19 protein-coding genes and 2 other annotated features are annotated in these 22,482 nt (G+C 43.1%); of the genes, 1 reads left to right on the top strand and 18 read right to left on the bottom strand.

Features of this window, described 5'->3' with window-relative positions:
• Positions 1 to 31 precede the first annotated feature (31 nt).
• Together rpmI and infC are read right to left on the bottom strand one after the other, a co-directional pair.
• Positions 32 to 232, bottom strand: coding sequence for a 50S ribosomal protein L35 (gene rpmI / locus TY16_RS23535; protein WP_043934148.1), 201 nt, complete (start codon positions 230 to 232; stop codon positions 32 to 34).
• A 16-nt stretch (positions 233 to 248) separates the two neighbouring features.
• A complete protein-coding gene (infC, locus tag TY16_RS23530; RefSeq protein ID WP_043934147.1) occupies positions 249 to 752 on the bottom strand; it encodes a translation initiation factor IF-3 in 504 nt (167 codons plus the stop codon).
• Between the two features lie 81 nt (positions 753 to 833).
• Positions 834 to 966 (bottom strand) — a sequence feature (ribosomal protein L20 leader region).
• Between the two features lie 263 nt (positions 967 to 1,229).
• On the opposite strand from infC, the gene TY16_RS23525 reads away from it, so the two are divergent.
• A complete protein-coding gene (locus tag TY16_RS23525; protein ID WP_043934146.1) occupies positions 1,230 to 2,066 on the top strand; it encodes a YsnF/AvaK domain-containing protein in 837 nt (278 codons plus the stop codon).
• 89 nt (positions 2,067 to 2,155) lie between these two features.
• Here the strand turns inward: TY16_RS23525 and thrS are convergent, their stop codons facing one another.
• The 16 genes from thrS to icd form a co-directional block, all read right to left on the bottom strand.
• The gene (gene thrS / locus TY16_RS23520) at positions 2,156 to 4,087 is read right to left on the bottom strand and encodes a threonine--tRNA ligase (RefSeq protein WP_043934145.1); all 1,932 of its coding nucleotides are present in this window, start codon (positions 4,085 to 4,087) and stop codon (positions 2,156 to 2,158) included.
• Between the two features lie 180 nt (positions 4,088 to 4,267).
• Positions 4,268 to 4,512: a binding site (T-box leader), on the bottom strand.
• Between the two features lie 86 nt (positions 4,513 to 4,598).
• The gene (locus tag TY16_RS23515; RefSeq protein WP_043934144.1) at positions 4,599 to 5,444 is read right to left on the bottom strand and encodes a putative sporulation protein YtxC; all 846 of its coding nucleotides are present in this window, start codon (positions 5,442 to 5,444) and stop codon (positions 4,599 to 4,601) included.
• A gap of 164 nt (positions 5,445 to 5,608) precedes the next feature.
• Complete coding sequence (gene dnaI / locus TY16_RS23510) at positions 5,609 to 6,544, bottom strand: primosomal protein DnaI (RefSeq protein ID WP_043934143.1); 936 nt, start codon at positions 6,542 to 6,544, stop codon at positions 5,609 to 5,611.
• A gap of 74 nt (positions 6,545 to 6,618) precedes the next feature.
• Positions 6,619 to 8,028 carry a replication initiation and membrane attachment family protein gene (locus tag TY16_RS23505; protein WP_043934142.1) on the bottom strand — a complete coding sequence of 470 codons (1,410 nt, stop codon included), beginning with the start codon at positions 8,026 to 8,028 and terminating at the stop codon, positions 6,619 to 6,621.
• Positions 8,029 to 8,151: 123 nt separating this feature from the next.
• Positions 8,152 to 8,613, bottom strand: a complete 462-nt coding sequence (gene nrdR / locus TY16_RS23500) for a transcriptional regulator NrdR (RefSeq protein ID WP_043934141.1) — start codon at positions 8,611 to 8,613, stop codon at positions 8,152 to 8,154.
• 110 nt (positions 8,614 to 8,723) lie between these two features.
• On the bottom strand, positions 8,724 to 9,113 hold the full coding sequence (locus TY16_RS23495) for a hypothetical protein (protein ID WP_052342842.1): 390 nt from the start codon (positions 9,111 to 9,113) through the stop codon (positions 8,724 to 8,726).
• 131 nt (positions 9,114 to 9,244) lie between these two features.
• Positions 9,245 to 9,619 carry an adenosylmethionine decarboxylase gene (gene speD, locus TY16_RS23490; protein ID WP_043934139.1) on the bottom strand — a complete coding sequence of 125 codons (375 nt, stop codon included), beginning with the start codon at positions 9,617 to 9,619 and terminating at the stop codon, positions 9,245 to 9,247.
• A gap of 451 nt (positions 9,620 to 10,070) precedes the next feature.
• Positions 10,071 to 11,102 (bottom strand): glyceraldehyde-3-phosphate dehydrogenase, encoded by a 1,032-nt coding sequence (locus TY16_RS23485; protein WP_043934138.1) that lies wholly within the window; start codon positions 11,100 to 11,102, stop codon positions 10,071 to 10,073.
• Positions 11,103 to 11,567: 465 nt separating this feature from the next.
• Positions 11,568 to 12,170 carry a dephospho-CoA kinase gene (coaE, locus tag TY16_RS23480; protein WP_043934137.1) on the bottom strand — a complete coding sequence of 201 codons (603 nt, stop codon included), beginning with the start codon at positions 12,168 to 12,170 and terminating at the stop codon, positions 11,568 to 11,570.
• Complete coding sequence (gene mutM / locus TY16_RS23475) at positions 12,167 to 13,015, bottom strand: DNA-formamidopyrimidine glycosylase (RefSeq protein ID WP_043934136.1); 849 nt, start codon at positions 13,013 to 13,015, stop codon at positions 12,167 to 12,169. The genes coaE and mutM overlap by 4 nt, the downstream gene beginning before the upstream one ends.
• 33 nt (positions 13,016 to 13,048) lie before the next feature.
• Positions 13,049 to 15,688 carry a DNA polymerase I gene (gene polA, locus TY16_RS23470; protein ID WP_043934135.1) on the bottom strand — a complete coding sequence of 880 codons (2,640 nt, stop codon included), beginning with the start codon at positions 15,686 to 15,688 and terminating at the stop codon, positions 13,049 to 13,051.
• Between the two features lie 69 nt (positions 15,689 to 15,757).
• The gene (pnpS, locus tag TY16_RS23465) at positions 15,758 to 17,527 is read right to left on the bottom strand and encodes a two-component system histidine kinase PnpS (protein WP_043934134.1); all 1,770 of its coding nucleotides are present in this window, start codon (positions 17,525 to 17,527) and stop codon (positions 15,758 to 15,760) included.
• Complete coding sequence (locus TY16_RS23460) at positions 17,524 to 18,240, bottom strand: response regulator transcription factor (RefSeq protein WP_043934133.1); 717 nt, start codon at positions 18,238 to 18,240, stop codon at positions 17,524 to 17,526. Before TY16_RS23460 ends, pnpS begins: the two co-directional genes overlap by 4 nt.
• Before the next feature lie 813 nt (positions 18,241 to 19,053).
• A complete protein-coding gene (locus TY16_RS23455; RefSeq protein WP_043934132.1) occupies positions 19,054 to 19,530 on the bottom strand; it encodes a MaoC/PaaZ C-terminal domain-containing protein in 477 nt (158 codons plus the stop codon).
• Positions 19,531 to 20,133: 603 nt separating this feature from the next.
• Positions 20,134 to 21,072: a malate dehydrogenase gene (gene mdh / locus TY16_RS23450; RefSeq protein WP_043934942.1), complete on the bottom strand. Its 939-nt coding sequence runs from the start codon at positions 21,070 to 21,072 to the stop codon at positions 20,134 to 20,136.
• A 71-nt stretch (positions 21,073 to 21,143) separates the two neighbouring features.
• Complete coding sequence (gene icd / locus TY16_RS23445) at positions 21,144 to 22,412, bottom strand: NADP-dependent isocitrate dehydrogenase (RefSeq protein WP_043934131.1); 1,269 nt, start codon at positions 22,410 to 22,412, stop codon at positions 21,144 to 21,146.
• Positions 22,413 to 22,482: the final 70 nt, after the last annotated feature.

The raw sequence follows: 22,482 nt of genomic DNA, 5'->3' as shown, positions 1-22,482 counted from the left end.
TTCCCTCCTATATGTGAATCATCGTTCGAGATTACTTGAGATTGTCAAGCATTTGACGAATACGTCTGAAATCGCCTTTGGAAACAATTGCAGATTTGCGAAGCTTACGCTTTGCTTTTGTAGACTTGTTCGCGAACAAGTGGCTAGTATAAGCGTGGGAACGTTTCAGTTTACCAGAACCGGTCTTTTTGAAACGCTTAGCAGTTCCACGGTGAGTTTTCATTTTTGGCATTGGGATGTCCTCCTTGTTACTTTTCGATTTTAGGTGCTAAGACCAGGAACATGCTCCGGCCATCCATTTTAGGATGGGATTCAATCGTAGCAACTTCCTTGCACTCTTGGGCAAAACGGTCCAGTACACGCTGGCCGATTTCCTTATGTGTAATCGCACGGCCCTTGAAGCGGATCGATGCTTTAACCTTATCGCCCTTTTCAAGAAACTTGATTGCATTGCGAAGCTTGGTGTTAAAGTCATGCTCATCAATTGATGGGCTCAGACGAACCTCTTTAGTCGTAATGATCTTTTGGTTCTTTCGAGCTTCTTTTTCTTTCTTTTGCTGTTCGAACTTGAATTTGCCATAATCCATAATCCTGGCCACAGGTGGCTTGGCGTTAGGTGCGACAAGCACCAAGTCAAGATTTACGCGGCCTGCGATTTCAAGCGCTTCAAATTTCGATTTAATTCCCAGCTGCTCGCCGTTTTGGTCAATTAGGCGAACTTCGCGAGCACGAATGCCTTCGTTCAACAACATTTGGTCTTTGCTAATAGTTAGACACCTCCAGGGTTTAATAAACGAATACGCTGCCGCCGGCGTGCCGGACAGGTTTTTTTTTCAATAAAAAAAGTGCGGATGCATACACCCACACTTACGTACATAAATAAGGTTTGAATCAAACCATAACGTAAAACCTGCCAACAGCCAAGTGCGTCAGCCAGGTGAGAAGCGGGTGCTTCTTCTTCCCAACAATTCGTATTCTTTTTTCACCTTAGTAACTATATCACATGCCAAACCCTGTGTCAAACATGCTGTAGTTTTCTTGGCAACATACTGTATTGTATCAGACCACAAAACTTAATTCAACATGAAATTATTTTTTTCTTTCTAAAATTGTTTCCCAAAATATGGACAACCTTCCAACTATCGCTTGTTTTTCTATTCCTGATGGCGGGAATAGACTCATACGCCCCTAAATGGCGGCGATGAATGGTTACTAGGAGGTAGATTCAAATGGGTAAGCGTGTAGTTGGTGTTTATCACACAGAAGAGGAATTAATTGAAGCTGTTGAACGATATCAAAATGACGGAAACAACCTTACTAATCTTTCGGTGTATGGAAAAACGGATGGATCTATGTCCCATCTTGGCAATTTAACAGGTGTATCCGAGGCCCAGATCGTTCAGGACGATACCGATACACATAAGGATAAGGGGTTCTTCGAAAGTCTTGCCTCTGCATTTGATGGCGGGACAGATAACGGCGAATCTACCTATTATGATCGGTTAGTAGGCTATGGACTTAGTGAAGCTGAGGCAAGGGAATATGCAGGTGATCTTGAATCGGGCCGGATAATCCTGTTCGAGGAAACCGGAGGAGCTTTTGATAGCAGTCTGAAACAGAGTGGAACAAATATTGCTTCAACCACATCTGGCACACTCGAGACGGATGATGAGCGTACATTGAGACTGCGGGAAGAGCAGCTTGATGTCCACAAAGACCGCGTCCAAACGGGTGAGGTTGAAATTCGTAAAGATGTCGTCGAAGAACAAAAGACAATCAATGTTCCTGTAACAAATGAAGAGGTGTATGTTGACCGGCGCCCGGTTGATGGCAATGAGGCTAATCTAGATGCTGGTCCTATCGGTGATAACGAAACGATTCGCGTTCCTATCGTCGAGGAAAAAGTCGAGGTTACGAAAAAACCTGTTGTCAATGAAGAACTTGTTATTGGCAAAAAAGAAGTCCAGTCTACAGAACAAGTGGTTGAGAACGTTAAGCGTGAAGAGGCTCATATTGAATCTGAAGGCGACACGGATATTGATAAAAGACGCAAAGACAGGTTTTAGACTCACCTTTTAAAATAAGATGGCTGCAGGGAAAAACCGGCAGCCATCTTTCTTTTATCATCTTTATAACTAAACAGGATACTCCCCGATTAGTTTCTGTTTACTTCATTCTTTAACTGAGAAAGGAAATCGTCAAAAGACATAGTTTCTGACTTCTGCTCTCCGTATTTGCGGACATTAACGCCTTCCTCTTCTACTTCTTTGTCCCCGACAACAAGCATATAAGGAGTTTTTTGCATTTGCGCTTCACGGATTTTATAGCCGATTTTTTCATCACGGCTGTCAAGTTCGACACGGAACCCAGCTTCCTGAAGCTGCTCCTGTACCTTGCGGGCATATTCACTATGCGCAACCGGTGAAACTGGAATTACCTGTACTTGGACCGGTGCGAGCCATGCCGGGAATGCACCCTTGTATTCCTCAATCAGGAATGCGACAAAACGTTCCATTGTGGATACAACGCCGCGGTGAATAACAACCGGGCGATGCGGCTTTCCATCTTCACCGACATAAGTAAGGTCAAAGCGCTCAGGCAGCAAGAAATCAAGCTGGACAGTTGACAATGTTTCATCTTTGCCAAGGGCTGTCCTAACCTGAACGTCAAGCTTAGGCCCGTAAAAAGCAGCCTCCCCTTCAGCCTCAAAATACTCCAGGCCAAGATCATCCATTGTTTCCTTGAGCATTGACTGTGCTTTTTCCCACATGTCGTCGTCATCGAAATATTTCTCGGTATTTTCAGGATCCCGGTAAGATAATCTGAAGGAGTAATCCTTCAAATCAAAATCCTTATAAACACCTAGGATAAGATTTACAACCCGTTTAAACTCTTCCTTGATTTGGTCAGGTCTTACAAAGATATGAGCATCATTCAGAGTCATCCCACGTACGCGCTGCAAGCCGGATAGCGCTCCAGACATTTCATACCGGTGCTGAAGGCCAAGTTCAGCAATCCTTATCGGAAGCTCACGGTAGCTGTGCATCGAGTTCTTATAGACCATCATATGGTGCGGGCAGTTCATCGGGCGAAGAACCAATTGTTCATTGTCCATTTCCATTACAGGGAACATATCCTCCTGGTAATGGTCCCAGTGCCCGGAAGTTTTATACAGATCCACGCTTCCCATAACCGGAGTATAAACATGGTTATAACCAAGCCGAGTTTCTTTATCAACGATATAGCGTTCAATGATCCGGCGGATTGTCGCACCTTTTGGCAGCCAGATTGGAAGCCCCTGGCCTACTTTTTGAGAAGTAGTAAACAAATCTAGCTCCTTGCCTATTTTTCTGTGGTCGCGTTCTTTTGCTTCTTCCAGCAGACGAAGGTGCTCTTTCAGGTCTTCCTTCTTGAAGAAGGCAGTCCCGTAGATGCGCTGAAGCATTTTATTGTCGCTATTGCCCCGCCAGTATGCTCCGGCGATACTTAAAAGCTTAAATTCCTTCAGCTTGCCAGTTGAAGGGACATGAACGCCGCGGCAAAGATCAAAGAATTCTCCCTGATAATAGATTGTTACTTTTTCGTCAGCAGGAATCGCCTCAAGAAGTTCAAGCTTATATTCATCATCAATCTCTTTATAAATCTTCTCTGCTTCAGCCCTGCTAACTTCCTTGCGTTCAATATCCAGATTTTCATTGATGATTTTAGCCATTTCTTTTTCAATGGCCGGAAGATCTTCCGGAGTGAGGGACTTGTCAAGATCGATATCATAATAGAAACCGCCTTCGATAACCGGTCCGATTCCTAATTTCACTTCAGGATAAAGCCTCTTGATTGCCTGGGCCATCAAGTGTGCTGTACTATGGCGGAGAACCTCCAGTGCTTCAGAAGAATCCTGTGTGATGATTTCTACTGAAGAATCCCCTTCAATAGGCCTCCTCAGGTCATACATTTGCCCGTTTACTTTACCGGCAATTGCCTTCTTCCTAAGGCCCGGGCTAATGGATTGTGCAATATCTTCAGTTGTCGTACCTTGTGGAAACTCCTTAACTGCTCCATCAGGAAACGTAACTTTTAGCACTGACATAACTTTTCCTCCCTTTCTGCCGAATGTATACTTTTTAGCCGGCAATAGTTTTAAATAAGGTGGTGGAGCGGAGCTAAGCTACCTATCTTTCTTGTACATATCTCATAATACGTGAAATGTATCATTCGAAAAATTCGAAGCTCCGCCCCTTTCCTCCAAATAAAAAAAGCCCGTCCCTGGAAAAGGGACGAGCTGTTACACACGTGGTTCCACCCAATTTTTCATATCCTTAAAAACCCTGTGGGCAGGAGTATGACTTTGGACAGATAACGGCTGCGGCCGCCAGCAATTACTAATCCGTAAAGGACTTTTCACGGCTGGAGTTTAAAGGTGGTAAGTATTTCTTACGTGTTAGGAGGTTTGCACCGAGCCCTCCCTCTCTGGAAACCATATAGAAATACCCATGTCCTTATCATTACTTTTGCTAAGTTTAATTGCTATGTACGTTATTATAATGATTCATCTTTGAAAAATCAAGCAGTCTGAGCTTTCGTTATTAAAAAGCCCAAATTTAATTGCTTCTCCTCAATGGAAACTCCTTAATGCCTAGCAGTAAGACTCTTTCCTCAAATATATTCGCCAGCGTCCGGACTAGCGGCTCATCCTGGTCCTCAGTATAAAGGACTATTTTCTTGGGGGCAAGCGAAAGCAGTGGAGCTATTGCTACAGAATCCACATATATTGGATGATTGATCAGCAGCTTCCTGTCAATCATTTTTGCAAGCTCAGCTTTTTTTACTTCCTGCATATTCACATCATAGAAGGTGACTCCATCTTTTGCGAGCAAATGGATTTCATCTATTTTCGGGGGTCGGCCAGCCAAAAATGCTCTCAGTGATTCAATAAAAACCTGATATTCCTGTTCCATTTTGTATTCATCAATGGCCACAGCAGCTAGTTCACGCAAATACTCAAAAACTGGCCTGAGCCTGAACTTCGTAATCGAATCAAAAGAAAGCAGTGCTTCCGCACCGATAATTTCGTCAATCGATTTCCTTACTTGTTCACCTGGAAACGGTTGTTCAATAAATACAGTCAGATCTTGTCTTTCCCCATCAAGGATGGAGTACATAATATCGGTAATATGCTGCTCTTCTGCCTGATCCCGAAAAAAATAGGTATCCCTTACAATGTCCCTGAACCATTCGTCCAATTTTACAATCATAATAAATTCATAAAACGCATCTTTTAATGTATGAAGATACTCCCCCAAAGGGGAATGTATTAATAGTTTTGTGTGTTGCCGCTCTTCATGCTGCTGCATCTCTATATAGACTTTGTGTTTTTGTATATGTTTTTGCAAAAGCTGCTGAAAGCATTTTGCATCCAAATTGCTCCGGAAGTTGATCTCCGCCAACCAAATCCCCCCTATTCCTAAGAATTCTATTGTTATATATATGGGGGGCTGTCCTTGATTAGAAGAACAACGAAAGAAAACTCACTGATAACAAGCTTTCCGCAGACATACTAAATACAAAAGAAGCCACCGCAGGCCGGCAGCTTCAACATTTGTTGGGTCTATTAAGCTCTTCGGTTAGGGCCATCAAGCATAACCGGCTCGCTCAAATACTTGATCCGTTCCATAATCCTGCGGGCTTTCATTTTTTCTTCTTCTCCGCGCTGGCTATATGTTAAATGATGCTCTAACTGATCCAGATTAAAGTTTGACGTGAAGAAGGTGGGAAGCTTCTCGAGCATCCTGAATTGAAGGATTGGCCCTAGCACTTCATCCCTTGTCCAGCTCGACATCGCCTCTGCCCCGATATCGTCGAGCATAAGGATAGGTTCCTTTTTTAAAGCCTCGATCTTCTCGTTCAAGGTGTTATCACCAATCGCGCTTTTCATTTCGCGCAATAATTCAGGCACATAAACAATCATTGAAGAAATTTGCTTCTTGGCCAATTCGTTCGCTAGCGCTCCAAGAAGGTAGGATTTGCCGACACCAAATTTGCCATACAAATACAAGCCTTTTGGATTATTCCCATCGATGTAGTTCATCGCAAACATGGCAGCCTTTTCTGCTGCATCAAGACGTCCCGGTGAACCGCCAATATCCAGGCTCGCAAATGATGCTTGGAGGATTTCCCTTGGAACATGAAGGCTGCGGATCAGCTTTTCATTCTTCCTTTTCTCATCATCCATCACTTTGCGAGGGCACCTATCATATTGAACATCTATTGAATTACGCGAAAGGACAAGATCAGGATGATAGCCCTGGATAATATTCCTGCACGACTCAAGGCTTTCACAATCCCTGCATTGCTTACTTTGGCTTGTGTATTCATAGAGCTTGACAAGGCTTCTTTCAACCATTCCATCCGTGATATCGAGCTTGTTTTTCTCAAGAAATGCTCTTACATCAGGGTCTGTAACAACCTGTTCTTTCATCTGTTCATACCGCTTCATAAAGCTTTCACTTGATGCAAGCCGTCTTAACGTTTTGTCTATGCGTTCCATAAGTTCCCCTCCCTTCTGGGTATATAAGCGAAACTTCTATTACTTAATCAACAAGCTTACTAATGCCGGGTATCCTACTCCCTAAAGGCCTTTAGTTTCTCTTCTACTTCCTTTTTTCGGGCTTCAAGTTCTGCTGAGGACTCTTTGCTTTCAGGACTGGCTTTGCTTGACTCCTCATCAAACCAATCCGGAAGTATTTCCTGACGGATTGTATTTTTCTTTGGCTGGCGCTTTGTCCCGGTGGAAGCAGGTGAGCCTGAGTTTTTCCATTCAAGGTACTTTTTGTGTTCCTTCCTTGAAAGATCTACTGCTTCCTTTGCAGTCTTTAGCTGCTTCCTCGCCCAATGGCTAGCAATCCGCTCAACATAACTCTTCGTCATCTTCATATCGCTTTTAATCATAACTGTTTGAATCAAAGCATTGATAACTCCAGGCATTAGCTTCTGATTGAACATGACATCCTCGATGATTTGCAAATCAGCTTTGGATGGCTCCGCTCCTCCTGATAAATCTCTTAAAACCTGAAGTGGGGATGCCGTCTCGAAATAGTGAATTAATTTTTCATCCTGCGTCTTTGGTTCTTCAAGCTGCTCTCTGTATGCGGGAGGCTGCACCCGCTCAACAAGGGCTGGCAATTTGTCGTAATGGACGAATTGGTACCAATCCCGGGCAGCCTTCCTGAGCTCTTCCAGATCAATTTCATCATTTTCATTTATAGCGCTTAGGACTATATTCTTCATTTGCATAACATCGATTGAATACAGGAAAGCCAAATTGCTAATGGCATCCTTTACTTTTTCATTGAGTGCCTTTTTAGGTAAAAGGGAATCACTTAGGCCTGAAATAAGCAAATTGAAGTCAAACGTTTCTTTTGGAATCTGAATTGGATTAGGTTCATTCCTGCCTATGAATGTTTGTCCCTCTTCAGCATTAAGGTCGACAGCATGGTCCTGAAGGTAATGAATAGCGTCCGGCGGTGCCGAAGAGTAGACTTCCTGAAAGGCTTTTGTCACGTCCCTATACCCTTCATTCACGTCCATTGCCTTGTCACAGAAGAACTTCTTCAGTCTGGCAAAATTATTTTTTCCTATTTTCCTGTATAAATAGACATTCAGCATTCCATCCATAAAAAACTGTTCTGGACTAAGAGGCGGCTGCAATTCGTAGATAAACGAACGGGTTCCTTCTTCACTCTTTACATACGTCTTTAAAAGGCCAATGCCCTCAAGCTTTAGCCTCGCTTCATAAATTCCTTTTAGGTTCATTCCTGTCATATTCATCAGGAAATGGTGGGTCGAGGAATCAGCCCACAGCCGGTTTTCCTCCAGTTCTCCCCAAAGAGTCAAATAGACACTGAAGCAGTCCGGCCCTATCAGAGGCTGATAAAGGAAGGAGAGTATTTTTCTGTCATAATCATGAAGCAGTCCATTGGAAGCCACGACATAATGGTCTACCGGGACTAATTCCTGCCAATGTTGAGCCATATACCTTCACCTTCCAACCTAATCTATAAGTCCAGCAGTGGCAAACTTCTGGAGAAAAACGAGGCATCCGCTTTCGATTGCGAATGCCTGCAGAGCGAAGGGAAAAGAGTTCCCTTAGAATACTTATTTCTGTTCCTTTTTAATCAATTCTTTCAGCTCATCAATAAAGACATTTATATCCTTGAATTGGCGGTAAACAGATGCGAAACGGACATAGGCGACTTCATCAATAAGCGCTAGCCTATCCATCACCATTTCACCGATTGCCTCACTTTTAATTTCCGAAACACCCTGGCTCCGGAGTTCCTTTTCAACATCTGCAGTAATATCTTCAATCTCCTTGAGTGGCACGGGCCGCTTTTCACAGGCTTTTATCAGCCCACGCAGTATCTTGTCGCGGCTGAATTCTTCACGGGTTCCTTCCTTTTTTACAACAATCAAAGGGATTTCTTCCACCTTTTCAAATGTTGTAAACCGATAGCCGCACTTTTCACATTCACGACGCCTTCTTGTCGAGCGTCCTTCATCAACAGGCCTGGAGTCAAGTACACGGGTACCGCTATTTTGGCATGCCGGGCATTTCAAACTAAATCAGCTCCATCATTCCGGCCCTTCTCAAAAAAGGAGACCGGCGGTGATATTTAAATAGTTTCATCACCTTTAATCTTATTAAAAACAAACTTAATGTACAAGATTTATTCCGCGTTTTTCCCAGCGCCAATATATGTATGCGCCTTGTCTAGTTCTTGATACAATTCAAGAATTACCTTTTTCAATGCTGGATAGTTACCCAAAGGTGAAAACCGTTCAGTGGATAGATGAAAATCGACCGCGGTTTCAAATGGCCTGACAGTTACAATAGTCGCAATCAAAAATGAAGCAAATGGATTGGTTATATCAGCAGCAATTTCACCACGCTCCTTCGAGGAGTCCGTAATGACCGTGCCCTTTCTTTTCTTTATGATGCCTTCAACTGTGACGAATAGCGTATCCTTATTGGCACGATAGTAATGGGTACGCAAATCAGCATCCCCATGGCCTTCATTTGTTTCACAGCTATTTCGAAAACGCGCAAATAACTTCAAGGTTCCTACCTCCATGTCTCTCTCGGGCTGAAAATATATCAGCAACATTTATATAATAAGTGTAACTCATTTTACCAATAAAATAAAAAGAGGCGCCTTCGTTAGCGCCTCGAATAGTAGTAGTTATGAAGTTACAGGGCTTTTGCCTGTTTAATCTGGACAGGGCCCATGCCACGTGGAAGCTCAATATTCTCCCGGGTTTTTGCATTCAAGGCGGCAGCAATATAATCTGCGGCAACATTTGGATTCAAATCTCCACACGTATATACATCAATGCTTGCATAGCCGTGTTCAGGAAAACTATGAATCGTCAGATGAGATTCGGAAATAATGACTACGCCACTTACTCCCTGCGGAGCAAACTTATGGAATGCCACCTCACGGATTTCCGCACCAGACCTTAATGCAGCTTCGACAAATGTTTGTTCAATGTAATCCAGGTTGTTCAATTTCTCAAAATCGCATCCCCAAAGTTCAGAGATCACATGTCTACCTAGTGTTTCCATATTCATTATCCCCCTCTAACATTTTTGCTTCCTTCCAGAAACTTTGTGCTGACGGCAACCGGCCATTACCACGGGGGAAAGTTAGTCCAATGAGGTCCTAACCCTTTAAGTAATGAATGGATACCAGTTCCAAGAAGTTCACGATGACTAGTATACTTCCTTTATATTCATTTTGCAACCTGAGAAACTACAATACTTCGGTTTTTATTTCCTCTTTCATTCCTGCTTCTTATGAATGACATTTTGTCTTTCTGACAATGCTGAACTTCATCGCCCTTATAAATAAAACTTTGTTCTCCTGGCACCCGTGAATTGTCATTCTTCACCCTTATAAATCCCACTATGTATAACAAGAGGATTTTTTATCGCACATCAACTTGTCCAAAAAAATAAAGCTGCCGACATGTGGCAGCTTTTTAATAGCGAATTAGAGTTGAAAAGGCAGTGAAGGTTAACCAACTTTCATTTCGGACTTTTTAGAAATTTGCGATGCGACGAATTTTGCCAGTTCGACTACCCTTGAGGAATATCCCCATTCATTATCATACCAGGCTAGCACCTTTACTTTTCGGCTTCCCATTACCATGGTGGACAGCCCGTCAATGATAGCAGAATGAGGATTCGTATTGAAATCAATGGAAACCAGCGGCTCCTCAGTATATGACAAAATCCCTTTTAATTCTCCATTGGCCGCTTCAATGAACGCGGAATTTACATCATCTATAGTGACATCCTTGTTGAGGTCTACAACAAGGTCAACCAGCGAAACATTCGGAGTCGGCACCCTTAATGCCATACCATGAAGCTTGCCTTTTAATTGCGGCAGCACTAGCGCAAGAGCTTTGGCGGCACCTGTGGTAGTCGGAATAATAGACTGGCCGCACGCACGGGCCCTTCTCAGATCCGAATGTGGATTATCGATATTTTTCTGGTCATTTGTATAAGCATGTACAGTTGTCATCAAGCCATTATCAATACCAAATTTCTCATCAAGAATTTTGGCAACCGGCGCGAGGCAGTTTGTTGTGCATGAAGCATTAGAAATAATATCATGCTCATTAATGTTAAATGCTTCTTCATTCACACCCATTACAATTGTGACATCCTCATTTTTACCAGGAGCAGACAAAATAACTTTTTTCGCCCCAGCATCAAGATGGAGAGCTGCTTTTTCACGGGAATTGAATTTGCCAGTAGCTTCAATCACAATATCAATATCCAATTCACCCCATGGCAGCTGCTCAGGGTTTCTGTTAGCCAGCAATTTAACCCTTTTACCATTCACAATCAATTCGTTTTCAAGAGGAACTATGGAACCATCGAATGTACCATGGTTTGTATCATATTTTAGCAGGTGAGCCAATGTTTCCGCAGGATAACTGGCATTCACCGCGACAATTTCTATATCATTTTCAAGGATTGCTTTCCGGAAAACCATTCTTCCGATTCTTCCAAATCCATTTATTGCTATTCTCGCCTTCATGTAACGGCCCCTTCCTTCATTTATGTTATACTTTTAAAGTGGTTTTTATAGAATTAGTATAACATATTTATCAATAAAGGTGCCAAATAAAGTGTCTTTTTTAAAAAGAATTCTAAAAATAGTGTAACGTCTAGGATATGTTTAAAACTAGTCAGAATACCATGAATAGTATAACCAATTTTCCTTGACGAGTATAGTATAACCTTTGCTATATGAGGCTGGGGCTGTCCAAAAATGATGTATTGGTAACGTTTTAGGTTCTGAGGACATGCGAAATGTAACCAATAAGGTGCATTAGTAACGTTTCATGCTCTAGAGAAAGGTGAAATGTAACCAAGGAGGTGTATTGGTAACATTTTGGGGGCTTAAGAGATGTGAAATGTAACCAATAAGTGAGTTGAACATTTCCAGTCTCAATCAAATAAAAATGAGGCCTCCAAAAGTTACTTTTGGGGCCTCTTAAACTTAATATCCTGCCTGCCACCTTTCAAGTATCTCCAATAGCTGGCGTTTTGTTTCCTCTATTGTACCATTATTGTTGATGACAGCATCAGCCATGGCAGCTTTTTCCGAGAGCGGCATTTGCGAACCGATGCGCGACTCCGCCTCTTCTTTGGAAAAAGCATTCCTTTCCATCAGCCGGGTTAGCTGAACTTCACGATCCACATAAACAACAACCGTTTTATCAGCCATATACTGCAGCTTGCTTTCAAAGAGGAGCGGGATATCAAGAAAAACCGTTCGGGCTCCAACTTTTAAAGCATCCTCCTTTTTACCAAGCATCCTTCTCCTAACTTCTGGATGTACAAAAGAATTTAATAACAGCCTTTTTTCTTCATTATTAAACACAATTGAACCAAGTGCCGGCCGATCTATTCCGCCATCAGGCAAGAGAATGCTTTTTCCAAAGCTGGATACTATTTTTTCATATGCAGGTTCACCTGGCTCTACGGCGAGGCGTGCCTCAACATCGGCATCAATAACCGGAATTCCCATTTCCATACACATCCGGGAGACTGTACTTTTGCCGCTCGCGATTCCGCCAGTTAATCCAATTGTAAGTGTCACACTGTTCCCCCTTCATCCTGAAGTCTTTGGCAGTTAGGGCAAAAATGAGTGCCCCTTCCTCCAACAACACTCTTCGAAAGCGGATTCCCGCAGGCTTTGCATTCTTCATCCTTCCGTCCGTAAACAAGCAACTCCTGCTGGAACATGCCCATCTGCCCTTGAGAATTTACATAGGATCGGATTGTACTTCCACCCTTTTCAACCGCTTCCCCAAGGGTTGCGACAATCTGGACGTAGAGAACCTCAATTTCTTCCTCTGTAAGGGAGCTAGCGAGGCGCTCCGGATGAATTCTTGCCCTAAACAGCGCCTCATCTACATAAATATTGCCGAGTCCGACCAGTATTGTCTGGTCTAATAGAGCCGGCTTAATCTTTCGGTTGGTTCTTGCTAGCTTTCCTGCAAGATATTCCGGAGTGAATTCTACTGAGAAAGGCTCCGGTCCAAGCCCAAATAATGGCGCTTGTTCAAATTCTGATCCTTTAAGGAATAAATGCATCGTGCCGAATTTGCGGACATCCCGGTACCTTAGTTCGAATCCATCTTCAAAGTGAAAAATTACGTGGGTATGCTTATTAACAGGTTCCTCAGCCGAATCAAGCGAATATTTTCCCTCCATGCGCAGATGGGAAACTAAAGTAAAGTCATCAGTATAAAGAAGCAGGAACTTTCCCCGTCTGCCGATTTCAAGAAAGCTCTGTCCCATTAGGGCATCAGTGAACTGTTCTGTATCCACTGGATTTTTAACCATTTTCGGCCAAAATACCGATACATTTTTAATTGTTTTACCAATAATTAAATGTTCAAGTGTTTTTCGGACCGTTTCTACCTCTGGAAGCTCAGGCAATCGGGCACCTCCTTTTATGAAGAAACTGATTCATTATTTTGCATCGTACCATGACGGTCCGTATGAATAATCGACCTTTAGAGGCACCTTTAATTCGATTGCATTTTCCATAACTTCAGGAACAAGCTTTTCAAGTACTGTAATTTCTTCCTTGGGTGCTTCAAAAATCAATTCGTCATGTACGGAAAGAAGAAGGTTCGACTTCAGACCTTCTTTTCTTAATGCATCAGCCATCTCAACCATCGCTTTTTTAATAATATCTGCAGCAGTTCCCTGGATTGGAGTATTCATGGCTGTCCGCTCTGCAAAGCTTCTAAGGTTGAAGTTGCGGCTTGTAATTTCGGGAATATACCGCCTTCTGTGCAGCAAAGTGGTCACATAGCCCTGCTGCTTGGCGATTTTGACGATATCCTCCATATAGTCCTGGACACCCGGGTAGCTATGCAAGTAGCGTTCAATGAACTGGCCTGCTTCCTTCCTGGTAATCCCAAGGCTCTGGGAAAGACCGAAATCACTTATACCATATACAATCCCAAAGTTAACTGCCTTGGCATGGCGGCGCATATTAGAAGTGACCTCATCTGCCTCGACATGGAAAACGGCCATCGCCGTTTTCGTATGGATGTCTTCCCCAGATTTAAACGCCTCAATGAGCTTCTCATCATTTGCAATATGGGCAAGCACTCGCAGTTCAATTTGTGAATAGTCAGCAGCAAATATGACCCATCCTTCTTCAGATGGAACAAATGCTTTCCGGATTTTCCTGCCTTCCTCAAGACGGATTGGAATGTTCTGCAGATTGGGATCCGTTGAGCTAAGCCTGCCTGTAGCAGTTAGCGCTTGATTAAAGCGGGTATGGACTTTATCGGTTTTAGGGTCAACGACTTTCAAAAGCCCGTCAATATAGGTTGATTGAAGCTTTCCTAACTGTCTGTAATCAAGGATCAGCCGGATAATTTCATGATCCGCAGAAAGCTTCTCCAAGACATCAGCTGAAGTGGAGTAGCCTGTTTTTGTTTTTTTGCCATGCGCCATGCCGAGTTTTTCAAAAAGTATCGTGCCAAGCTGTTTTGGCGAATTGATGTTAAACTTCTCGCCAGCCATTTCATGGATTTGTTCTTCTATGACAGCCAATTTTTCGAGAAGCTCTTTGCCCATCGCTTTCAATTGCCCAAGGTCCACTTTTACGCCCGTAGATTCCATATCGGCAAGCACAAGCGTCAATGGCATTTCGAGCTCTGTAAAAAGTTCATACTGCCCGTTTTCCCGCAAGTCCTTTTCTAAAAGAGGCTTTAGCTCACGGATAGCAATACCTTTCCGTACAAGGTGGCCAGCAAGTTCTGCCTGTTCCGGAACTTTCCTTTTTGCCCCCCGTCCATAGAAGGTATCATCAGCTTGAACATTCTTTAACCGGTATTTCTTTTCAATTGCAGAAAGATCATCAAAGCTCGCGGTTGGGTCGGTAATATAAGCGGCAATGAATACATCGAATACGACACCCTTCAAATGAATTCCGCGGCGCCTTAGTGCAACCTCAGTACCTTTTGCATCGTACACGACTTTAAGGCTGGTTTCATCCTCTGCCCATTCCTTAAAAGCCGGCGATTTGAAGGCAATTGTTGAAGGAATAAAATAGTTTCCCTTTTCATTTACAATTGAAAAACCAATGATATCTGCATAATGGTAATTATCATCAAGAATCTCGACATAAAGCGCTGAATCATCTGTTAATAAATCAGGGGTTATTTCCGCAGGTATTTCATACTCAACCTCGGAAAGCTCAGTGTCATCCGCTCCGCCACCTTCGTCTCCCCCAAGTTTTTCTAAAAGCGAATTGAAGCCAAGCTCTTTATAAATCGAAATAAGTTTCTCCCGATCATAGCCCTCAAATGAAATATTATCGAGTTGGATCTCAACGGGAGCTTCTCTTGTAATTGTGGCCAATTCCTTGCTCATGATTGCCTGCTGCTTGAATTCTTCAAGCTTTTCACGCAGCTTTTTCCCGGAAACCTTGTCGGTCGATTCCAGTAGCTTTTCAAGCGTTTCAAATTCTTTTAACAGCTTGATTGCTGTCTTTTCACCTACACCTGGAACCCCTGGAATATTATCTGAAGAATCTCCCATAAGCCCCTTCATATCAATTATTTGCCACGGCGCAAGCCCGTATTTTTCTTTTATATGTTCCGGAGTATACTCCTCAATATCGGTGATACCCTTCCTTGTAATTCCGACAGTTGTTTTATCAGAAGAAAGCTGGGTTAAATCCTTGTCTCCGGAAATGACCCTGACATCATACCCTTCCTGTTCCGCCTTTAAGGAAAGAGTTCCAATGATATCATCCGCCTCATAATTTTCAAGTTCATATCGTGGAATTTGGTAGGCATCCAGCAATTCACGGATGAATGGGAATTGTTCGGAAAGCTCTGGCGGTGTTTTTTGCCTGCCTCCTTTATACTCGCTGAACGTGCTATGGCGGAAGGTTGTCTTCCCGGCATCAAATGCTACGAGCATATGAGTCGGTTTTTCATCCTCAAGTATTTTGTTCAGCATCATTGTAAAACCGTACACAGCGTTTGTATGGATGCCTCTTTCATTGTTGAGGAGCGGCAATGCAAAAAAAGCACGGTAGGCAATGCTGTTTCCGTCAATTAAAACTAACTTTTTCTTTTCCAAATCAATTCCTCCTCATTTCGCAAAACCCGCCAGACAACATAGCACGTTAAAAATTCGATCCTTAAACGGTCATCTTTTAGATCTGCCCCTGAATGACTTCCTAAACTCGAGAATGAATTCACTTCCTTGGCCAGGGTTGCTCTTCACGATAATTTTCCCATGATGGGCTTCCACAATATGCTTTACAATCGCAAGGCCAAGGCCAGTTCCGCCTGAATTCCTGCTTCTGTCCCTATCTACCCTGTAAAAACGTTCAAATATCCTTGGAATCTCGGCCTGTGCTATTCCCATACCATTATCCTTCACCATCAGCCTTACCCTTTTCCCGGTATCTTCAACAGTTACTTCAATTTGCCCGTCCCGAGGAGTATATGCAATGGCATTTGACATTAAATTGATGATAACTTGCTTGAGCCGGTATGGATCACCTTCCATCTCCAGTTGTTCTGGATCATTGAAGACGTCAACCGTAATATTTTTTTCGGTTGCCCTTCCTTCAAGGAGAGTCGTGACCTCCTTCACAAGGCTTACGACATCAAATTTAGAAATATCGAGCCGGAAATTATGCTGTTCTATTTTTGATAAATCAAGCAAATCCTGAATTAGATGCTGAATCCTGTCGCTTTCCTTCTGTATAATCGAAAGGAAATCCCGAAGTGCTTTTTCATCGTTCATTGCCCCGTCAAGCAATGTTTCAGTAAATCCCTTAATAGATGTAATCGGTGTCTTTAACTCGTGAGATACGTTTGCAACAAAATCCTTGCGCACTTGCTCCAGCTTCTTTAGCTCAGTAATATCATGAAATACGAGCAAGACCCCTTTCCAGACACTATGGGTACTGATAATCGGGAGTGCTGATACATCAAAATGTCTTCGTTCAATCGAGATTGGAAGGACGACCTGGGCTTGCTGCTTTTTCTCAGTGATAAAGATAGTTTCAATCATTTCATTAATTTCCGGGTATGGAATCGCCTCATAATATTGCTTATTAAGAACATCTGCCGAATCGACATCAAAGATATCGCTATATCCCCGGTTTATTAAGTTGATAAATCCGCGGCTATCAATAAGAACCAGCCCGCTTCCGATATTTTCAATCAGGGTGGTCAGCCGTTCCTGCTGCATTTCCTGAGATCTGGCCATATCCTCGAGATTCCTGGCCAAAACATTGATAGAAGAACTCAGCAGCCCTGTTTCATCAACCTTATCTTCTACATAAGTGCGTGCACGGTAATTCCCTTTGGCAAGCTCCATAGCAACATTAGCAGCCGATTCGATGGGCTTTGCATACCGCTTGGTGATTCTCATCCCCAGAAGCGTTATGATAATAAGAGCAAGGAAAAGGCTGATGGAAAGAAGCCACCATATATTTTTGTACGCATCTTTTAACTCACTTGATGCAAGACTCAGAAAAAGGTAGCCTTCGGTTATGTCCCCATTTCTTATTTCAGTCCAATAATAATGTGTATCTTGATCATCTTTTAAGTTAAAGAAACGCTTCCGCTCCTTCTTACCAGAAATGGCGTCCTTTACCATTCCGGCAGTGTTTAAAGCTGCTTCCCTGCTGCTGTATAAAATATTGCCCTTGCTGTCAGCCAGAATAATACCTGCTCCCAGATCATCGCCAAACCTGCCCAATTCCTGCTTATCGGTGCCTTCAAGGCCTCCATAGTCTTCTATATAACGGCTGACAAGGTTGCCTTCTTTTTCGAGGCGCTCATAGAACGAGTCGATATAATAATCCTTGAACAACTGTCCGAGTAAAAGTCCGAGACCAAGCAGAACTACAACAATCAGGAAGACAAGTGCAATTAAAAGCCTTGTCCTATATTTTGTCATTCTCCTTTAGGCTCCTCTAGTTTATAGCCCAACCCCCGGATTGTTTTAATATATTGCGGCTTTTTGGTATCTGACTCTATTTTTTCCCTAAGATGAGATATATGTACATCCACAATCCTTGTATCTCCTGCGAAGTCATAATTCCAGACCGTGCTAAGAAGCTGGTCTCTAGTCAGAACACGGTTTTTGTTCTGTGCCAGGCAATTGAGCAATTCGAACTCTTTAAGAGTCAGTTCGAGGACCTCTTCATTGAAAAACGCTTCAAACCGATCGGGGTAGACCTTCAATGCCCCAATCTGTATTGCTTCCTGTTCGACAGGCTCCTCCTGTTGCTTTTCCTGGAATTGAGCGGATCTTCGGAGAATTGCCTTGACACGGGCAAGAACCTCCCTCGGGCTAAATGGCTTCACCATATAATCATCCGCGCCAAGTTCAAGGCCAAGAATCTTATCAAGTTCATCATCCTTCGCTGTCAACATGAGGATGGGAATCATAATTTTTTGCTGGCGCAGCTGTTTGCACACTTCAATTCCGTCTATGCCAGGAAGCATGAGGTCCAGAATAATCATGTCCGGTTTTTCCCGCAAAGCTGTTTCTCGGCCTTCTTCTCCATCCATAGCGGTGATTACTTCATAGCCGCCTTGCTCAAGATTGTACTTCAATAACGTAACAATAGACTGTTCATCATCCACAACCAGCACTTTTTTCTTCATAATGTCCCCCGGTTCTTTTATTGTTCTTCTACTTTTAAAGTTTCTATCAATTCTATAGTATAGGAAAAAAATAATGGCTTCAAGAAAAGCGAAATCTCCTGCGTATCGCAAAATAGGTGCTGCTTTATCCAGGTTTCCTTTCTGTACACATGTTAACCAAGTATAAAGAGACTTATCGAGATTATCAGATTTCGATTATTCAGAGGGCTTAGTGTCCTCCGCTCCTTCAATAAAGGCCCTGCCCTTTGGCAATTCTTTAAGCTTTAATAGCATGGTTTAACTTCTATTTTTAGCTGAAGTGTTAGCAAAAATGCCTTCGAAATCATATGAACTCCAAACTTTTCCAAAAACAAAGAACAAAAGCGCAAGCGCCTTCGTGACAGGCAAAGTGCCGCCTGTCCCTGCGATGATTATTCTAAGGAGCTTTCCTTAGTGGTCATCGCCGTACAAACTGGAGGGACTTCGACTGAGATAAAATGAACCTTCCATCAGCGTTTGTTGCTGATGGTTAGGTGAATGAATCGGACCTTTAGGGACAGTTGACGACGTAGGAGGCCTACTGTCCTTTAAGGTGGGGTAAAGGAATCACGAAAAGCGTTAGCGATTCGATGATGACTTATCGTAGGAAGGAGGCCTGAAGTTTGCGCACGCGTAGGCGCTCCTCATTACGCTATCGCGTAATTTCGTGCGATGCTTATGCTGCCGATGCGTTCCTTGTGGAGCTAGACGTAGATACGCTCAGTAATAAAAGTTATCCACAGTCGCGAAATCTATAATTCCCTTAAACAAGAAAAAGACAGCTTTTTAGCTGCCTTAAAAGTTTTCAAGTACGCTGCCATCCATATCCGCAAGAGGATGGGGAGGACAGACTTTCACTTTTCCTGTTATAACCGGCTCTTTTTTTTCATTCGTGCCTTCAATAGAAATGGTAATCGCATGCTTCTTCTCATCTACCTCAATCACTTCAAGCAGAAAATCTACGGTTCCATAATGGTAGACTGGCTTTGGAAACTCAAGTTCCTGGGATAAGATGTGGCTTCCAGGCCCAGGAAGGTATTTTGTTATAGCTGAGGTAATAACTCCTATCAGCATGACTGCTGGAACAATTGGTTTTCCATATGGTGTTTGCGATGCATAGTCATGCTGAATATAAAGTGGGTTTGCATCATTTGTAAGGCCGAGATACAGAAGCAAATCCCTATCCTCAATTTTTTCGGTAAGGGCCAATTTTTCGCCGGGTTTTATTTCCTCAATCCTTCTGCCTAATTTGCGCTTTTTTCCTAAAATCACTGTTTGGCACCTCCAGCGGAAGCGGAATTTGGTCTTAATGCTTTTTAATGGGTGTAAGTAATTATTTTACCCAAAAGAACGACATGCATTTTAGAAAGCTGTGTTAATGTATTTTGTTTATTTATTGGAATTGTTGGTTGTACCGAAGACTCGTTCGAAAATGCATCCGCATTTTCTCCTGCGATGTCTCTACAATGAAGTCCTAACGGGAGAATAGGTTAATAAACCTTTATTGACGACTCTGCCCTTCAATTCTTTACCCGCAAAGTCGTTAAGAACCTGTATTGACGACCGTACCCTTTATCTCTTTACCTTCAAAGTCGTTAAGAACCTCTATTGACGACCGTACTCTTCATTTCTTTACCTGCAGGGTCGCCAAGAATCTCTATTGACGACCGCACTGTCCATTTCTTTAACTGCAGAGTCGCCAAGAACCAGACAAACCACGCAGACGCTAGCAGCGAAAATTAAGCGAGTTATTTCAATGCCTTTAGAAAAATTAATTTTATTCTTTTAGTGGCCTTTTGATACACAATACTATAGAAAACTTTCAAGTTAGAAAAAAATTCGGGGGCTGCCCCCCGAATTTTGTTAGGTCTGGATTTATGCTAGAACAGTCATGACATTTCTGACAGCCTCGGCAGACTTATCAAGTGCAGCCTTTTCCTCTTCCGTCAACTCAAGTTCAATAACTTTTTCGATACCGTTAGCACCAAGGATGGTTGGTACACCAAGATAGATGCCTTCATACCCATATTCGCCTTCTAGATAGGCAATGGATGGAAGAACACGCCTCTGGTCTTTCAGGATAGCTTCACACATTTCTACAAGGGAAGCGGCAGGAGCATAGTATGCACTCCCATTTCCTAAAAGGTTAACAATTTCACCGCCGCCTTTGCGAGTACGCTCTACGATACTATCCAGGCGTTCCTTTGGAATGAGCGTCTCTAGCGGAATGCCTCCAGCATAGGAATAACGGACAAGAGGTACCATTTCGTCTCCATGCCCGCCAAGAACGAAACCGGTAATATCTTTAACAGACAAGTTCAGTTCCTGGGCAATAAAGGTGCGGAAACGGGCTGTGTCAAGGACGCCGGACTGGCCAATGACTCGGTTCTTAGGGAATCCTGTTTCCTTGAATACAGTATAGGTCATGGCATCGACTGGGTTGGTCAAAACAACGATGAAACTATTTGGAGAATACTTGACGACTTCCTGAGCAACGCTTTTCATGATTTTCTGGTTTGTTTGGACAAGATCGTCACGGCTCATGCCGGGCTTACGGGCAATGCCTGCAGTAATAACGACAATATCGGAATCCTTTGTGTCTTCATAGCTTGATGTACCGGTGATGTTCGCATCAAAGCCCTGTACCGGACCTGCCTGAAGCATATCAAGAGCTTTTCCTTTAGTCGGGTTTTCCATTTGTGGAATATCAACGAGAACTACATCTCCCAATTCCTTCTGTGCCAACAGGAAAGCTGTAGTGGCACCCGTGAAACCACTTCCGATAACCGAAATCTTTTTGCGTTTCAGTGACATGAAAATATCCCCCTTGTTCTCCGCTTTTTTTAAATTGACCAACAGGCGGACAAAGCCGCCTGCTCCCATCCCTATTCCATGTTCTTAATCAGTTCGTCGCCAAATTGCGAAGTTTTAACTTCAGTGGCGCCTTCCATCAAACGAGCAAAGTCATATGTGACAACCTTGGAGGCAATAGTTTTCTCCATAGATTTTACGATTAGGCTGGCCGCTTCATTCCAGCCAAGATGTTCAAGCATCAACACACCGGATAGAATGACTGAAGAAGGATTCACTTTATCGAGACCCGCATATTTAGGTGCTGTTCCATGAGTTGCTTCAAAAATGGCGTGGCCAGTTTCATAGTTGATGTTTGCGCCAGGTGCGATACCAATTCCGCCAACCTGTGCAGCAAGAGCATCGGAAATGTAGTCACCGTTCAGGTTCATCGTTGCAACAACGTCAAACTCTTTTGGACGAGTAAGAATTTGCTGTAGGAAAATGTCAGCGATAGCGTCTTTCACGATGATTTTGCCTTCTGCTTCTGCATCAGCCTGAGCCTTATTGGCTGCTTCGGTTCCCTGTTCATCCTTGATGCGGTCGTACTGTGCCCAAGTAAACACTTTATCTCCGAATTCTTTTTCAGCCAATTCATAGCCCCAGTTCTTAAAGGCACCTTCTGTGTACTTCATGATATTACCTTTATGTACAAGTGTAAGCGACTTACGGCCTTCCTTGATTGCATAATTCAGGGCAGCACGTACAAGTCGTGTTGTACCTTCTTCCGAAACAGGCTTGATGCCAATACCGGATGTTTCCGGGAAACGGATTTTGTTTACACCCATCTCATTTTGCAGGAAGTTGATCAGCTTTTTGACCTCATCGGAACCGCTTTGGTACTCAATACCCGCATAAATGTCTTCCGTGTTTTCACGGAAAATTACCATATCAGTATCTTGGGGACGCTTAACAGGCGATGGAACACCCTCAAACCATCTTACAGGACGTAAACAAACGAACAGGTCTAGCTCCTGGCGTAGTGCAACGTTCAAGGAACGGATTCCACCACCGACTGGGGTTGTTAAAGGACCTTTAATTGCAATAAGGTACTCGTTGATTGTCTCAAGAGTTTCCTTAGGAAGCCATTCACCAGTTTGATTGAACGCTTTTTCCCCAGCAAGAACTTCCTTCCAAACTATTTTCTTTTCACCCTTATATGCTTTTTCAACCGCTGCATCAAGAACCCTTACAGACGATGCCCAGATATCAGGGCCAGTTCCGTCTCCTTCAATGAATGGAACTACTGGATTGTTAGGTACGTTCAATACCCCGTTTTGTACTGTAATTTTTTCTCCTTGCATCCTAAAAACTCCCTCCATTGTTCAAATACTAAATCAACTATTGTTTCGCCCATCATAAAGGTTAGAAGCC

It is taken from the genome of Bacillus sp. EB01 (assembly GCF_000613125.1).
In the GTDB taxonomy this organism is placed as follows: domain Bacteria; phylum Bacillota; class Bacilli; order Bacillales; family Cytobacillaceae; genus Bacillus_D.
The sequence above is the reverse complement of the archived record's forward strand: the minus strand, read 5'-3'. Positions and strand labels throughout refer to the sequence as shown.

What these genes read in the sequence shown, in the direction of transcription:
- rpmI (WP_043934148.1), bottom strand. Translation starts at nt 232, where the DNA reads ATGCCAAAAATGAAAACTCACCGTGGAACTGCTAAGCGTTTCAAAAAG.
- infC (WP_043934147.1), bottom strand. Translation starts at nt 752, where the DNA reads ATGTTGTTGAACGAAGGCATTCGTGCTCGCGAAGTTCGCCTAATTGAC.
- TY16_RS23525 (WP_043934146.1), top strand. Translation starts at nt 1,230, where the DNA reads ATGGGTAAGCGTGTAGTTGGTGTTTATCACACAGAAGAGGAATTAATT.
- thrS (WP_043934145.1), bottom strand. Translation starts at nt 4,087, where the DNA reads ATGTCAGTGCTAAAAGTTACGTTTCCTGATGGAGCAGTTAAGGAGTTT.
- dnaI (WP_043934143.1), bottom strand. Translation starts at nt 6,544, where the DNA reads ATGGAACGCATAGACAAAACGTTAAGACGGCTTGCATCAAGTGAAAGC.
- TY16_RS23505 (WP_043934142.1), bottom strand. Translation starts at nt 8,028, where the DNA reads ATGGCTCAACATTGGCAGGAATTAGTCCCGGTAGACCATTATGTCGTG.
- speD (WP_043934139.1), bottom strand. Translation starts at nt 9,619, where the DNA reads ATGGAAACACTAGGTAGACATGTGATCTCTGAACTTTGGGGATGCGAT.
- TY16_RS23485 (WP_043934138.1), bottom strand. Translation starts at nt 11,102, where the DNA reads ATGAAGGCGAGAATAGCAATAAATGGATTTGGAAGAATCGGAAGAATG.
- pnpS (WP_043934134.1), bottom strand. Translation starts at nt 17,527, where the DNA reads ATGACAAAATATAGGACAAGGCTTTTAATTGCACTTGTCTTCCTGATT.
- TY16_RS23460 (WP_043934133.1), bottom strand. Translation starts at nt 18,240, where the DNA reads ATGAAGAAAAAAGTGCTGGTTGTGGATGATGAACAGTCTATTGTTACG.
- mdh (WP_043934942.1), bottom strand. Translation starts at nt 21,072, where the DNA reads ATGTCACTGAAACGCAAAAAGATTTCGGTTATCGGAAGTGGTTTCACG.
- icd (WP_043934131.1), bottom strand. Translation starts at nt 22,412, where the DNA reads ATGCAAGGAGAAAAAATTACAGTACAAAACGGGGTATTGAACGTACCT.